Here is a 15,311-nt window from a genome sequence, read left to right on the forward strand (position 1 = left end):
AAGATATGGAAACCAGTCAAAAGCCCCCATCCTGTGAATATGATCAAAATCTCGACTTGCTGCTTAAAGCTGAAATTTTTTCCAAAGTGCCGCTCGAACGTCTTCGTTCCTATGCTCTGCTCGTCAAACGAATGCATTATCAGGTTGGAGAACATGTTTTTCATCAAGGCGACATCGACAACAAAGCCTATCTGCTTATTGAAGGTTCACTTTCAGTAAAACATAGCTATGTGGACAAATCGAGCACACATGGAACTATTACTCAAGGACGTATTTTCGGTACGCTGGCGCTTCTCGCCGATACCGAGCGTCTTTTTTCTGTTCAGGCAATCACAGCTGCAATGTGTCTTATTCTTCCACGTCCAAAGGGCTTAAGTGAACTTGATAAAGACCCTGAGAGTGCAAAAACATTTTTAAAAATTATTACAGACCGAATAACTCACTGGGAAAAAAACTGCTTAGTTGAAGCAGCTTCGATTGAAAGTTGTCCTTGTAAATATGGAGTAAGCTTAATCTAAAGTTATGTGACACCCTTCTTTAACACGTACAGGCAACACAAAAATGCTCTTTTACTTTTTTTTCAAATATATTTTAACCGGCTATAATCAATCATTATTAAATATTTGTCGCCATATTTTTCGTAAGTAGCACTACAATTTTAACTTGCTAGCGCTATTGATTGAGTGTACAACTTGCATACGTTACTTAATGTAACTCAAAATTTCTCTCTGCAGCACCTTCGGGTGCGCTCATTGCCACTCCAGTCTGTCATCAGCTAGCCCGCATTTGGCAGACTGCTTACCGAGAGAACAGCGGTCTTCTCCTCTGTCTTTCATATATGCCTGCAACATATATAATATCTCTCGGTCGGCGAACCGGCATGCCCACACCCTGTCGGTTCGCCAACCCTTTTCCCGTTCCCCAATGAATAAAAAAAGCCGTATGCAATGCACACGGCTTTTTTTATTCATATCTATCAGCTTATAACGAGTATGTTACCGGCAGCCAGCTACCCATTTTTTACGCAGAATTCGAAAAATATTTCCTACTCGCATCCCCAGAACATGAGCCTTCGAAAGAGGCTTACGCGCTGTTTTTTCAGAAATTACTCCACAACGTTCTGCAATAATAATACGGGCAGCAAGTTCAGTTACATTCCCTGTAAGCATTGTACACTGCGCAAAATGCTTTGCTGCATCCTCTTTAAAATTTCTGGTAAGCGTACGACAGCACGTTGTCTTATGATTTCTCACAAAAGCATCATGCAAATCTTTTCCACACTCACGTGCGTGCGCGTTGCTTGTTGCCAGACGCCCTTTGCCAGTGAACATGCCTACAGAAGCAAGTCCGCCTGCGAGTGCCCCGCACATACAACCAGCACTGCCCACTCCCATACAAAAAGTCGAACCAAGGTTAATGGCCTGCTCTTCAGAAAGAGAACCATCAAATGCTTCGTTCAGAGTGACCAGAACAGCCTCGGCACACAACAATGCCCGAGTCTCAAAGAGATTTTCTGCCTGAAGCTTCAGCCTTTCAACAATGGCTGCTGCCTCAGGAGTTAATTCAGCATCAGCAAATGACGCTTCAGCGTACTTATTTAACTTCATCTACAGGGTATCCGGCTTCTTTCCATGCTTTAATACCACCAGGATGACGGTAAACATTAGTATAACCAAGTTTACGAGCCCACATGGCACCATTATGAGAACGGGTACATTTTACAAAACCGCAGTAGAAAACAAGCATGCGATCTTTATCTGCACCAAGCAATGCAACGAAGTCAGCCTGAGTTTTGCCACCGGTTTCTTTACCATCCCATTCGTTCATCTCTGGAACTGGGAATAAAAATTGTTTTGCACCGGGAATGTGATTCTTTTTGTAAGAAGCTTCATATGGCATGGTATCAATAACAAGTATGTTATCTTTGCCAAGCGCATCCTTCAATTCCTGCGAAGAAATGACGTTGTAATCACCACGCTGCACTTCTTTGGCAAGCTTAATAGCCTTAGCTTCAAGCTCAACTTCAGAGTCTCCAATTCCCATAAAACCACTCAACATCATAACCCCAACCAACAGTACACAGCATACGAAAATCTTACGCACAGCACACTCCAATTCAGCATACAGTTTTATTTACAACAGCTACAAAATCTTAACGCCCTGTTTCTTTCGCATAGAAGAAACAAATAAAAAACAGCAAGCCGACAACAAGCCGACATCCCGTATGAATGCGTCCCGTAACGCACTGCCATCATCATATCCGGAAGGCACTTCACCCGCAGCAAAACAGCCGCAGTCTGCAATAACAAGCCCTTTATACATGGCGTAGCCAAGTACTGCCATAAACATCAGGTTCATAGCAGTGATCACAGTCAAACTTCCTCGCACGTTCCAAACAAGCCCGACACCGGCAAGGATCTCGAGCACGGGAAGTCCAACAGCAACAAAGGGAAGCAGCCCCAAAGGAAGCACGCCAAACTCTTCAATGATAATTGCAAATCCGTGTAAATCCCAAAGTTTTCCGGCTCCCGCGTATATAAAAACGGAACCAAGAAAAATGCGCACAACCAGTACAGCTGTCGCACGTTGAAAAATACAAGAAGGAAAATTGTCGGGTACAATCATAATCACATTTTTATCACCCTGATGTTTTTAATCAAATCGATAATACCCATCACAATCACCTTATTGCATCAGTTTTATCTATAGCAATAGACATATCTTATAGATATCGCGCTAGCTATTTTTTTTGCAATTTCCACTACTCAGCAGTATACATTACAAATGGCAGAAAAGAGACTACGAGAAGGTTATACAACAGGTTCGTCTGCATCAGCAGCAGCAGGTGCAGCACTCCGTTTATTGCTTACGCAAGAAATTGTCACCACGCTGGAGATTGCACTTCCACCGTTTTTACAGGAAAACGGGGCTACTGGTACACCAAATGAACGACTAGAAATCCCTGTTCATAGTGTCCGTCTTGAAAAAAACGGGGCTGTCGGAAGTGTTATCAAAGATGGCGGTGACGATCCAGATGCGACCAATGGCCTACACATAGAAGCACATGTATCGTTGCTCCCTGACAGTACAGGTATCATCCTTGAAGGCGGGAAAGGCGTCGGGCAAGTAACCCTCCCTGGATTACCCGTACCGGCAGGAAATCCTGCAATTAATCCGGAACCACAGGAACAAATAAAAGCAGCAGTACAAGAAGCATGTGCTGAAGCTGGATACACAGGCGGCGTTTATGTCCGTATAGAAGTACCTCAAGGTGAAGAGCGGGCAAAAAACACGATGAACGCCCGACTCGGAATTCTCGGCGGCATCTCTATTCTTGGAACCCGTGGAACTGTGAAACCCTATAGCCATAGTTCATGGAAGGCGACCATCCTGCAAGGTATGGATGTCTCTCTTGCGGCAGGAGTGGAATGCATTGGATTTTCCACAGGTAGACGCAGTGAACGTTTGCTTATGGAGGCTCTACCCGATTGGAAAGAACTTGCCTTTGTGCAAGCGGCAGATTTTGTACAATTCTCTCTGGAATCGGCTGCGGATAAGGGATTCAAATGCGCTGCTTGGTCATGCTTTTTCGGAAAACTGGTGAAGCTGGCACAAGGACACGCCTACACCCACGCAAAGACCTCACCTATCGATTTTGTTTTGCTCGCCCAATGGTGCCGTGAAGCGGGAATTGCCGAGACGTTACTCCCTGAAATTGAAGGAGCCAACACAGCAAGGCAAGTTCTTGACATCATTAATGGTGATCCAAACAGGGACGTTGCGCTGCGCTACATAGCAACCATAGCTCGCGATTCCGCACGGGCATGGGCTAAAGAACATGTTGAAATTTCTGTCTATTTATTTGATTTTGATGGCACCCTGCTCACTGTTGTGTAATGCTGCAAAAATATTACACACGGAAACCTGCTGGAGATAGTATGGCTATTCATGTCGTTGGTCTCGGGATTGATCCCGACACACTTCCTGAACTTCACGAACAAATAATCACAACCGCTGATGTGCTTGTGGGGGGCAAACGTCAACTAGCCGCTTTCGCCGACCTTGATGCAGAAACTATCCCTATCACATCACCACTATCCAATGTTTTTAATGCGATAGAAGCCAGCTATAACGCACGCAAAGAGGTTGTTGTCATTGCTGACGGTGATCCTTTGTTCTATGGCATCGGTGACAGTATTATTAAAAAGTTCGGTTCTGAAAATGTGGTTATCCACCCAAACACCGCGACTATCCAAGCTATTGCAGCACGAGCAAAAGTTTCATGGCAGGACATGCGCATGCTGTCCCTGCACGGACGCAACGACTACACCCCACTCTACACAGCACTTATGCAATGCGACCACGTAGCCGTGCTTACAGATGACACCAATATACCTGCGGTTATTGCCCAAAAATTATTAGACAGGGGGCTTACATGGTTCAACATTGGTATCTTCGAGGACATGGGGACAGATAACGAAAAAATTACCAACTGTACTCTGGATGAAGCAAGCTGTCGCAGCTTCTCCAGACTCAACGCCGTACTTATTAAACGTACAGGCCATCCAGAACAGCCTTTACGCGTCGGGATTCCGGATACGCAGTTTGCTACCGAGCGCAAACTGATAACCAAACGCCCTGTACGCGCAGCATCACTCAGCATGCTGGAATTAGAACCACGGAACATCATGTGGGATATTGGAGCAGGAAGCGGCTCAGTTAGCATAGAAGCAGCTCACCTTTTATCCAAAGGTGCCGTATATTCTGTTGAGCGCAAAAGCGAACGAGTAGATCTTATTCGCAAAAACCGCGCGCGGTTCGGAGCCCTCAACGTGGACATTCTGCATGGTGATGCGCAAACATGCATTGAGGGATTACCAACGCCGGACAGAATCTTTATCGGAGGAGGACTAGGTTCTGACAACGCCCTCCTCGCATCACTCTGTGAACGTCTGCAGCAACACGGTCTTATCGTTGTAAACTGTACTCTTCTTTCCAGCCTTGAGACAGCAAAGAACCACTTTAAGTCCTGTGGATGGGAATACGACGTCACAATGATCCAAGCCTCTGTATCCAGTCCACTAGCAGGAGACATCCGGCTTGACAGCATGAACCCGATATTCATCATCAGCGCACGCAAGCCAGTGCCTGAAAAACAATCAGACTAGAACCAAGCTAACGGAATATACATGACGACCACACGCCCTGAATGGAAGACAGCCCCTGTATGGTTTATCGGTGCAGGCCCCGGAGATCCTGAGCTCATCACACTTAAAGGCGCCCGTATGATCGCTGAAGCAGACCTAGTATTATATGCAGGTTCACTTGTTCCTCCCGTCATCATCGAAGGTGCAAAACCATCTGCGACGGTTATGGATTCTGCTTCAATGAATCTGGAAGAAACGCATGCCGCAGTTGTAAAAACCGTCCGTGACGGCGGCACCGTCGCCCGTGTACACACTGGTGACCCAAGCCTGTACGGTGCCATCCGCGAACAAATGCGTCTGTTGGATAAAGAAGATATCGGCTATGGCACCATTCCCGGTGTAACAGCCAGCTTTGCAGCCGCAGCAGCATCCGCAACGTCCCTTACTGTACCGGAAGAGTCACAGTCAGTAATCATCACCCGCCTTGAGGGGCGCACTCCTGTGCCGGAAACAGAAAAACTGCGCGACATGGCAAAACATCGCTGCGCAATGGCAGTCTACCTTTCTGCTGCGCATCCTGAACGGCTCGTGGAAGAACTGCGCGTCGGCGGCCTCGAAGATGATATTGTGGTTGTTATCGCCTACCGTGTAGGCTGGCCTGAACAAAAAATTATCCGCACAACCATCGGCAACGTCTGCGAAACTGTTGCAGAACACAACTTAACTCGTCAGACAGTCTTTCTTGTTCTCCCGGGTGAAGACAATAAAGAACATTTTTCAAAACTCTACGATGCCGGCTTCCTGCACGGCTTCAGAAATTAACAGCTTCCTTTACGGGCAGGATTTATCCTGCCTAAAAAATACCTCTTCGTCATTTTTCCAAAAAACGGTCAAGAAACACAATTTGCTTCGTGATAAAGAGAACCAGATGAATACGAAGAAAGTACATATTCGCGAGCAGATAGCGCAGACACAACGGTACATAGAGGAACACCTTGATTCAAATATTCCTCTTGAATCTCTGGCAGCATCATGCGGATATTCCGCACTCTATTTTCACTCTATTTTTACAGGAATAGTCGGTGAAGGAGTAAAAGAATATCAACGCCGCCTGCGTCTACAGCGTGCAGCGAACCAGCTACTTTTCTCCGAAACATCACTCATAGATATTGCTCTGGACACAGGGTACGAATCGCAAGAAGGATTTTCGCGCGCATTCAAAAAACGGTTCAACTTCTCACCACTACAATTCAGAAAACTACAGCCAAACTATGGTTCTTTATCTGGAGGCAAATTAATGAATACTGTCATGCCACAATCTGCACCAAAAATATCTATCAAAACCTGTGCACCCATAACCGTAGCAGCGGTGCGCCATATAGGTCCCTACAGCGAGTGCGAAGTTGCTTTCTCCACTCTCTGCACATGGGCACGGAAACACGGTCTCTACGGCACATTCAGACAAGTCATAGGCATAACACACGACGACCCGCGGACAACGCCAGCGGAAAAACTCCGGTATGACGCCTGCATGGAGATCCCAAACGACTTTGAAGTCTCAAACGAAGTGCAAAAGTACACCATCTCTGGTGGACGCTACGCATGCTGCACCCACAAAGGGTCATACCGCAACATAGCCAAAACGTTTGCAGCTATACTGGGTAGCTGGTTCCCCGATTCCGGCGAAAATCTCACAAACAATCCACCGCTCGAAATTTACCTCAACTCGCCTTCCAATACCCCTGAAGATGAACTGCTTACGGAATTACGGATTCCGCTAAGATAAGCTGTCTTCGAAAGCTGTTGCCTTCGGCGAGTCTACGACGCTTTTTTATGTCTCCGACATTTGCCTCCGGCGGATTACGCCCCCTGTTACACTGTCGCTATCTATAATCACTCATTCTTCGAGAACAGCTACCGCTTTGAAAAAGTGCTTTTTAAGAATCTCCTAAAAAATTTACATACGAAAAACATCCATTAGTTCCAGTTTTCGCACGGCTTATACCCCACTGACTTTCCACGAAAAAGGCTGCCCTACATGTAAGGCAGCCTTTTTATTATCAGAAAGGTAATGAAGCTCAAGCCGCGAAGCTCTATAAACAACGAACCAAGCTCGCAGTTAAAAGTCTTTGGAGATTTTTAAGAACCTTTCTACAGAGAAGGTCTTAATGCCCTGCTGGTAAGCGCCGTCGGAACCAACAATATATCGCAACCTGACTCAACACTGATGCGAATAGAATTCAAGCTCCGGCACTGATGGGATTTCCTTTGCTTCTGCAAGACGTTTAAAGAACAGGCGTAACCCCTTTTGTTCTTCCTCGCCGAGGTCATAAACAAGGCTCTGGAAATACTGGGTCAACCCTTCTGTATCCATATACCCTGCTTTTTCTGCAAGCCCGATTACTTGTTCAATATTCTCATCACCCCAGTTCTTTGCATTTCTGAAAAGTTCTGCAGGATCTTGAGTGAAACAACCGGATTCGACAGATTTTCGAGAGACTATCCAGACGCCGAAAATAAAGGGAAGTCCTGTCCATTCGCGCCATGCTTCACCGAGATCAAGACGATACGGGTAACGGTCGTCATTTCTGAGTCGTAATGCTTCGTCACCGATACAGAGGGCGGCTGTCGGCAGGTCACCTTGATCAATAAAATCGGATACGGAGCCAGTTTTATAAGATACATCAAGCTTCAGACAATCCCGGAACAGCATACGCAGGAGCGCTGCTGACGTATGAGACTGCGCTGTTGTAAGAATTTCTTCCCCGCCAAGCTCAGATATGGGTTTCTGGCTTATGAGCAGCACACTCATAACTGGTCCGGCACTGCCTATAGCAATATCTGGCAGAAGAAAATATTTTTCAGGATGCCGTGCATATTCAAAAGAAGAACAGGAAGAAACGTCCAGATTCCCTGCATCCATCTGCTCGTTCAGTTCTGCCGGAGTTCCGTATACGAGATCAAAATTTTCTCCAAGCAAACCGGTTTCCAGCGGATGATAGATTGGTAGCACGTTCAAATAACGAATACGTCCTACCCGCAATTTTTTTAACGACTTCTGCACGGGCTAAGCTTCCTTATCTTCGACAAGTGAGTAGTCCATAGTACGCTGCTTTGGAGTAAATCCAGCAGCTTCAACAATGGAATGAATTTCCTCACGAGTAAGACGGAAAGAAGTACCTGCCGCCGCAACAACGTTTTCTTCAATCATCAATGAACCGAAATCATTTGCACCGTAGGAAAGAGAAAGCTGTGCAATCTCCGGTCCCATTGTAACCCATGATGCCTGAATGTTGTCGATGTTATCGAGAACAATTCGGGACATAGCAAGCACACGAAGATAACCGGCACTAGGTTCAGGAAGGCAAGAAATATTGGTATTCCCCGGCTGGAAGGTCCAAGGGATAAAGGCAGTAAAACCGTTGGTTCTGTCTTGCACTTCACGTACTGCAAACAGATGCTCGATGCGGTCTTCCGGCTTTTCTTCATGTCCGAACATCATAGTCGCAGTTGTATTCAACCCTTGGTAGTGAGCTTCTTCCATCACGGCTAGCCAACGCGTTGCGCTGCATTTGTTAGGAGAAACACGTTTACGAACTTCATCGACAAGAATTTCAGCACCGCCCCCCGGAATAGAATCGAGACCGGCAGCACGAAGACGCGCTATAACATCTTTCACGAGCAATTGCTCATTTTCCGCAAAAAACACAATCTCCGGCGGAGAGAACGCGTGCACGTGAATAGAAGGATACGTATCTTTAATCCAGCGAATCATATCCTCGTAAAATTCCATGGTCAGGTCAGGATGATGCCCGCCCTGCATAAGAATCTGAGTACCACCGAGAGCGATGGTTTCCTCGATTTTCTGACCAAGTTCTTCACGACTGATGACATAACCACCGTCAGTCTCGGCTTTTTCCGGTGCAACAAAAAATGCACAGAAGCGACATGCACAGCTGCAAATGTTGGAATAATTGATATTGCGGTCAGCCACATATGTCACAACCCGCTCAGGATGTTTTGCAAAACGTACGTTGTTTGCAAGGTATGCAAGAGTATGCAAGCTTGCTTCGTTATACAGAACACTCGCCTCACCCTGATCAATACGGGCACCACGAAGCACCTTTTTAGAAACTTCGACTACGGCGTCACTTTCATGAAATGGACTATGAACAAACATGCCTACGCCTCCTGCTTAGCATTAACTGGCTTAAAGAAACTGTTGCGCCGTACCGGATTAAAGCCGGAACGAACAATCATCTCTTCGAGTTGCGGGATCGTCATAGCCTGATCTGACTGCGCTCCTGCATCGTGACCAATTTTTTCTTCAACAATAGTTCCGTCCATATCATCAGCACCAAAGTGCAGCGCAACCTGAGCAAGCTTGACGCCGAGCATCACCCAATATGCTTTAATATGAGGAATATTATCGAGCATGAGACGGGAAATAGCGATAGTACGGAGCTTATCAAGTCCAGTATGCTTACCTTCGCGTTCTTCAGGCAATTCAAGCATGCTGTTTTCTGTGAGGAATGGAAGGGGAATAAAACAGGAGAAGCCGGCAGTTTCATCCTGCAGTTTGCGCAATCTATCAAGATGATCCAAACGATCATCAATTGATTCAAGATGTCCGAACAACATGGTACAGTTTGAGGTAATTCCAAGAGTATGTGCTTCACGAGCTACTCTCAGCCACTCATCAGCTGTTGCTTTTCTTGGACAAATTTTTTCACGAACTTCAGGTGCAAAAATTTCTGCGCCACCGCCCGGCATGGCTTCCAGGCCGACAGCTTTCAGGCGCTCAAGTACTTCCAGAGTAGAAATATTTTCAAGCTTAGCAAAATGGGCAATCTCTACCGCGGTAAATGCTTTAACAATAGTCTCTGGGTAGGTAGCTTTGATGCGTGCAATAGCCTCTTCAAAAAAGCTCAGTGGCAGCTTTGGATGACAGCCACCGACTATATGCACTTCATCATACGGAAGACCGTCTTTAGGATCGAGCTTAGTGATAATATCATCTATACTCAGACGAAATGCACCTTCCTGCTCATCTTTTTCTTTCTGGTAAGCACAAAAAAGACAAGCGTTTACACAAACATTTGTGTAATTTACGTGACGATTAAGAACATAATATGTGGAATCCCCATGCATGCGAGTGCGCGCATGATGCGCCAAGGCGCCAAGGGCATTTATATCTTCACAGGCAAACAGTTCTCTTCCATCTTCAATGGACAGGCGCTCACCGTTCATAACCTTTTCAAATATACTGCCCAGTCCAAGACGAGCATAGTAACCAGCATCTAACATAATCACGGTCTCCAGATGTCTACTTAAACAACCACGCACCATACTTTATCGAAAGACAATATCCCGATGTCTTGTTGCTACCGCAGTATGAAAAACAAATCGAAACGTTCCAATTTACCTAACAATAAATACACCGTATAAAAGGCGTGCAGCAACACCTGCGTGTGGTCTTCGGCGGGCTGAGTATCTGCTTGCATGCGAGCTATGTCAACCGTAAGAATATACACAAACAAATCGTGCTACGTGCGTTATCTATAAAAAAAACGAACCCCTTACAACCCGAGGATTTTATGCAATTAGAACTCGGCATATCTCCCTGCCCTAACGACACATGGATTTTCTATGCCCTTGCAAATAAGAAGATAGACCTTCCCTTCGATTTCACAATGTACATGGCAGACGTTGAAGATTTAAACGTCCGCGCACGCAAAGGTGATATCGCTGTAACTAAATTATCTGTAGCCTCCGTGACAGATTGCCTCGACAAATACATCCTGCTTCGCACCGGTGGCGCACTCGGCAGAGGCTGCGGTCCAATTATTGTCACCAAGCAGGACACCTGTTTTCAGTCCGCCAGAGAAGCAGACAAGAAAATTGCAATCCCCGGAAAACTCACCACAGCAAACATGCTCCTTTCGCTTAACAATTCACTGAAAGGAGAACGAGTGGAAATGCTTTTCGATGAGGTTATGCCGGCAGTGCAGGCTGGTACCGTAGACGCAGGTGTCGTTATCCATGAAGGACGCTTCACCTACGAAAATTTCGGGCTCAAAAAAGTACTCGACCTAGGTCAATGGTGGGAAAATACAACAAACCTGCCACTCCCACTCGGGGCAATCGCCGTTCGCCGTGATCTCGGAATGGACGTGGCTCGTCAACTGGAAAAAGCTATCCGCGCAAGCCTTGCCTACGTTCAGCAGAACCCGGAAGAAGCCACCGCGTACATTAAAGAACATGCGCAAGAAATGGACGACAACGTCATCAAAGAACACATCGCAACCTTCGTAAACGAATTCTCTATGGAACTCGGTGCAGACGGCGAATACGCAATCCAGCTTCTGCTGGAAAAAGCCTTCGAAATCTCAGGCAAACCAATGCCTGACCTGCCAATCTTTGTGACGGACTAGTTTTTTTATTTTATCTCCGACGGCAGAGTATCCCGTTGCACTGTCGCAATCAGGACTCTCCTAACAGCTTTTACTTGCGAGAGTAGCTCATCTTTTGCAATACCTCGCATACTCTTCTAAGAACAAAGAAAAGGCTGCCCTGCATAATCAGGACAGCCTTTCTTATTAAAATCAGTGAAATTACGTCACGCAAATACAGTATTATCTTGTATTTTCAGCCTAATATTTTTTTCCAAAAGGGAACTGGGAAAACAACATTGCCAAAGGCAGTGTCGAAAAATAGCCAGAGCCCCGTCAACGTCTTTTCAAAAACTGAATTACTCTTTGCTCCTAGCAACAGCCTGCTGTCCATATATTCCCATACCGATGGCAAAAAGGACAAGTGCCACACCGACAAGACCGTGGGTACCTGTAGGACGTTTAAAGAATATGACGTCCCATACGAAAGCAAGAGCAGGCTGTAAGAGCATCAGAAGCCCTGCAATGGCAGCCGGCAACTTCGGAAGTCCCTTGGATATAAATGCCCAGCCTATTCCTTGGCAAAATACGCCATAAAGAATGAGGTAAAACCAATCGCTGACTGTTGGGATAACGAATGAATCACCTGTTGCCCCCATGGATACGCCGACACTTAGAGCTGTTATGAGAGAAATTATGCCCATGTTAGCAAACAAGGGCAGCTTTTTTTCTGTAAACTGCGATTGGCGTAAACAAATCAAATAACAAGAATAGGACACGGCCGTGAGAAATCCGAAAAGGAGTCCCCATAAAATATCTGAAGACACTTCGTGCAGGTCCAGACCAATAAGAAGGAATAAACCGATTACGGCTAACGGCAACGCTACGATGAGCCGCTTGGATATTATTTCTTTAAAAAGAAGTGCACCAAATGCAGCCGTGGCAAAGACTTGCAGGTTACCCAGAATAGTTGCCAGCCCCGGCCCAACGTAACCGATGGCGCGGTGCCAGCATTTAAGATCAAAAGCAAAAAATAGCCCTGCCAGTACCACCAGCCCCCATATACGAAGGGGGACAGAGAAACGTTCGCGCCTGATAAAAGAAATAATCATAAGGGTGATGCCACCAAACAATACGCGATAAAAGGCAGAACTGTCAGGAGACACGCTGGTTAAACGCACCAACACTGGCGAAAAACTAATAATTAAGGCACCGATTGGTACTACAATATATGGCGAAGAAAAAAACGCCTTCAAACGCTGGAGCACTACAATTCTCCTGCCTTCACAAGCGCCTGATGCGCATCCTGTTTTTTGCCGCATGCTTCTAACGCACGGGCAAGCTGGAGCCATGCTCCTTTAAAATCCGGTCGCAATGCTGCTGCCTGTCTGGCAAGCACCTCTGCAATTTCAGGATCCTCTCCCCCATCCAGATAAATTCGCGCCATTAACTCCAGTGCAACCGCATCCTGTGGATTATAGAGTAACGCCTGATGAAGATGTTCACGAGCTTTATCCGGATTGTCTTCCTTCATGCATAAGCGGGCAAAGTTACGCTCCACAAGAGGTTTATTTTCTTCCAAGGCACGGGCACGTTCAAAGAACATACGCGCTGTGGAAAAATCGTTCTCCATTTCATTCACCTGTCCAAGGCGGATAATAGAGAAAAAATGCTTCTCATCATGCAAAAGGCAGTTGTCATAGTATTTGCGGGCAGCTTTAAAATTACCGAGAGTCTGCGATATATGACCGAGGTTATACAAAGCCATCACATCGTCTTCATCACGGGCAAGAGCACCTTCAAAATGCTTACGCGCCTCTTCCGGACGCCCTAACCCCGCGTAACACACTCCAAGAGAGTTCCACGCCATAGTATTATCTTCATCTGCAAGCAGCGCACGCTTATACTCTTCAATGGCACCAAAAGAGTCATTCTTGGAATACAGCTTGTCTGCACTGATGTTGAGCGCAAGCGAATCAAGAATCCCGACACGGGGAACAGGAAGCAACATGGCATATTCGAGCGCTTTCAAACAGCACTCCAACGCATCACCTTTACGATAATCGAGGTAAGGATAACAGAAAATACCCACTGCCGCCTCGATCCCTAAATTTGTCAACAACCGTTCACACAGCTCGTTAAAAAGGATTTGCACAAACTCCGGCTTTCCTTCCGGATAGAAACAGATAAGGGAGTTTAAACCATATCTGCCGCCAATCATATCATTACCCAAAATATCACGGCATTGCTGAGTTGCTTCCGCTAAAACCTGTTCCCCTGCACCACCTTGCACGTGCGGAATACGGGAAAGACGAATAAGCGCAAGCGCGAAAGAATCGGTCGCTTCCCGTTCTTTAGTGAATCGGGCAATAAAATCTCTGTGCTTGTAAAGCCCTGTGAGCGAATCAAGCTGTTCAGCCTCTTTATCCTTCTCAACTGTTACGCCAATGCCTTTTTCTTCCGGCAACAACTTGATGGTATCGGTTGGTTCCACTGCCCATGTAGGATCGCCCATATGCATAATCTCTGCAATAGAGTCTGCTTCACGAACCTCCATGAGCACAAGTTCACCTTTATAGAGAGGGTGTCTGTTAATGAGAGAATCTGCGGGGACGCCGTTGGCGTACGTGGAGTCATAATTATTTGACCAGATTGAAAAACGCTGCCCTTCGCGTGCGCCCATTGCCCCCCCCACATCAACCACTACACGGTTGACAGGAAGTACTTCACGAATAGTTCCACCTTCGTGCAACAAACGGTTAAAGCCAAGTACATGCGGAATAAGAAGAGATTCACCAAGACGTTTTGCTACACCTGCCCCGATACGTGATTTGCGGAGCAACAAGCGGCTTTGCTCTTCACTCTTCAGTTCAAACTGTGCGCCCTCAAAATCCTGAGGAAAAGCAGCATACCCTGCAGCTATATCAACGCCTACACGATGTTCTGTAATGCTATGAACTTTTTGAACAGACCGAAGAGTACGGACGGCTTCAGCTGCAATTTTTCTGCACGCGCTCGATGTACCGGCCGGTATAAGAATTGCGTATTCATAATCACCACTGCTGCACACAAAAGCCTGCTCCGGCGCGACAGATTTCAGGGAATCTGCAAACTGCACAGCCAACTCTTCTGCAAAGAGATGACCAAATTCTGTCTCAACAGAACGAAGACCTGAAAGATCAAGCAACACGACACCGACGGTGGCACGATACTCTTCACTCCCTGCGGTACGCCGTTCTCCGGAAAGATGAAAGCCTTCACGGATCATGCTAATTTCACGGTTAGCTGCATGATGCAGATAGTCGCGGGTAAACAATCCGTTTTGCGCATTGGTTATGCTGGACTTTACGCCCTGAATCTTTTCAAGAGCCAGTGTTGCCACTGCCGGCAGAGTTGAAACCAGAGTCTTTGGCGCGCGAATGGTCACGCCTCTGGCCACAAATTGCCCGTAAAATTTATTATTCATGACAAGAGGGAGCAAAAGCTTTTTTTCTTTTGCATCCCATATAGCCTCAAGACTTTGTATTTTTCTAGGAAAATACAAACTGTACGATGAAAAATTGATAATAGATTTGATCGATTCAGCGAGTAGATGCTCATAGGTTATGAGATCATATCTGCTTAATTGTGTCCGCTCTGAATTCAGAATATCTATTTGCGTTTTCATAACCATTTTTTATACATAGGTTACACCACAATGAAAAGCATCCGTTGCATTATGTCTTATTTTTCGGGTTGCTACGTCAACTTTTTCACTAACTGTACCTTGTGG

14 protein-coding genes are annotated in these 15,311 nt (G+C 46.2%); 6 read left to right on the top strand and 8 right to left on the bottom strand.

Annotated elements, in window-relative coordinates:
• Window positions 1-5 precede the first annotated feature (5 nt).
• A complete protein-coding gene (locus F461_RS0106870; RefSeq protein ID WP_020000415.1) occupies window positions 6-518 on the top strand; it encodes a cyclic nucleotide-binding domain-containing protein in 513 nt (170 codons plus the stop codon).
• Between the two features lie 477 nt (window positions 519-995).
• Here the strand turns inward: F461_RS0106870 and F461_RS17285 are convergent, their stop codons facing one another.
• The 3 genes from F461_RS17285 to F461_RS0106890 all read right to left on the bottom strand — a co-directional run bounded on the left by F461_RS17285 (window position 996) and on the right by F461_RS0106890 (window position 2,625).
• On the bottom strand, window positions 996-1,607 hold the full coding sequence (locus tag F461_RS17285) for a C-GCAxxG-C-C family (seleno)protein (protein ID WP_020000417.1): 612 nt from the start codon (window positions 1,605-1,607) through the stop codon (window positions 996-998).
• On the bottom strand, window positions 1,594-2,061 hold the full coding sequence (locus F461_RS0106885; RefSeq protein WP_051089204.1) for a rhodanese-like domain-containing protein: 468 nt from the start codon (window positions 2,059-2,061) through the stop codon (window positions 1,594-1,596). Before F461_RS0106885 ends, F461_RS17285 begins: the two co-directional genes overlap by 14 nt.
• Before the next feature lie 81 nt (window positions 2,062-2,142).
• Complete coding sequence (locus F461_RS0106890) at window positions 2,143-2,625, bottom strand: MauE/DoxX family redox-associated membrane protein (RefSeq protein WP_071410333.1); 483 nt, start codon at window positions 2,623-2,625, stop codon at window positions 2,143-2,145.
• A 159-nt stretch (window positions 2,626-2,784) separates the two neighbouring features.
• Between F461_RS0106890 and cbiD the strand changes: the two genes are divergently transcribed.
• The 4 genes from cbiD (at window position 2,785) to F461_RS0106910 (ending at window position 6,933) form a co-directional block, all read left to right on the top strand.
• Window positions 2,785-3,897, top strand: coding sequence for a cobalt-precorrin-5B (C(1))-methyltransferase CbiD (gene cbiD / locus F461_RS0106895; RefSeq protein ID WP_020000420.1), 1,113 nt, complete (start codon window positions 2,785-2,787; stop codon window positions 3,895-3,897).
• 41 nt (window positions 3,898-3,938) lie between these two features.
• The gene (locus tag F461_RS0106900; RefSeq protein ID WP_020000421.1) at window positions 3,939-5,168 is read left to right on the top strand and encodes a bifunctional cobalt-precorrin-7 (C(5))-methyltransferase/cobalt-precorrin-6B (C(15))-methyltransferase; all 1,230 of its coding nucleotides are present in this window, start codon (window positions 3,939-3,941) and stop codon (window positions 5,166-5,168) included.
• A 21-nt stretch (window positions 5,169-5,189) separates the two neighbouring features.
• Entirely contained in the window at window positions 5,190-5,969 is a 780-nt protein-coding gene (cobM, locus tag F461_RS0106905) for a precorrin-4 C(11)-methyltransferase (RefSeq protein ID WP_020000422.1), read from the top strand.
• Between the two features lie 106 nt (window positions 5,970-6,075).
• Window positions 6,076-6,933, top strand: a complete 858-nt coding sequence (locus tag F461_RS0106910) for an AraC family transcriptional regulator (protein ID WP_020000423.1) — start codon at window positions 6,076-6,078, stop codon at window positions 6,931-6,933.
• Window positions 6,934-7,365: 432 nt separating this feature from the next.
• Here the strand turns inward: F461_RS0106910 and F461_RS0106915 are convergent, their stop codons facing one another.
• From F461_RS0106915 to mqnE, 3 genes are read right to left on the bottom strand one after another with little or no spacing between them, the layout of a single operon-like run.
• Complete coding sequence (locus tag F461_RS0106915; RefSeq protein WP_020000424.1) at window positions 7,366-8,211, bottom strand: menaquinone biosynthetic enzyme MqnA/MqnD family protein; 846 nt, start codon at window positions 8,209-8,211, stop codon at window positions 7,366-7,368.
• A 3-nt stretch (window positions 8,212-8,214) separates the two neighbouring features.
• Window positions 8,215-9,327, bottom strand: coding sequence for a cyclic dehypoxanthinyl futalosine synthase (gene mqnC / locus F461_RS0106920; RefSeq protein WP_020000425.1), 1,113 nt, complete (start codon window positions 9,325-9,327; stop codon window positions 8,215-8,217).
• A 2-nt stretch (window positions 9,328-9,329) separates the two neighbouring features.
• The gene (mqnE, locus tag F461_RS0106925) at window positions 9,330-10,454 is read right to left on the bottom strand and encodes an aminofutalosine synthase MqnE (RefSeq protein ID WP_020000426.1); all 1,125 of its coding nucleotides are present in this window, start codon (window positions 10,452-10,454) and stop codon (window positions 9,330-9,332) included.
• 290 nt (window positions 10,455-10,744) lie between these two features.
• On the opposite strand from mqnE, the gene F461_RS0106930 reads away from it, so the two are divergent.
• Window positions 10,745-11,581, top strand: a complete 837-nt coding sequence (locus F461_RS0106930) for a 1,4-dihydroxy-6-naphtoate synthase (protein ID WP_020000427.1) — start codon at window positions 10,745-10,747, stop codon at window positions 11,579-11,581.
• A gap of 317 nt (window positions 11,582-11,898) precedes the next feature.
• On the opposite strand, the gene F461_RS0106935 is transcribed toward F461_RS0106930, so the two are convergent.
• The gene (locus tag F461_RS0106935; protein ID WP_020000428.1) at window positions 11,899-12,807 is read right to left on the bottom strand and encodes a DMT family transporter; all 909 of its coding nucleotides are present in this window, start codon (window positions 12,805-12,807) and stop codon (window positions 11,899-11,901) included.
• Window positions 12,807-15,206 carry a tetratricopeptide repeat-containing diguanylate cyclase gene (locus tag F461_RS0106940; RefSeq protein WP_143154787.1) on the bottom strand — a complete coding sequence of 800 codons (2,400 nt, stop codon included), beginning with the start codon at window positions 15,204-15,206 and terminating at the stop codon, window positions 12,807-12,809. Before F461_RS0106940 ends, F461_RS0106935 begins: the two co-directional genes overlap by 1 nt.
• Window positions 15,207-15,311 lie beyond the last annotated feature (105 nt).

This window comes from Halodesulfovibrio aestuarii DSM 17919 = ATCC 29578 (assembly GCF_000384815.1).
Taxonomy (GTDB): domain Bacteria; phylum Desulfobacterota; class Desulfovibrionia; order Desulfovibrionales; family Desulfovibrionaceae; genus Halodesulfovibrio; species Halodesulfovibrio aestuarii.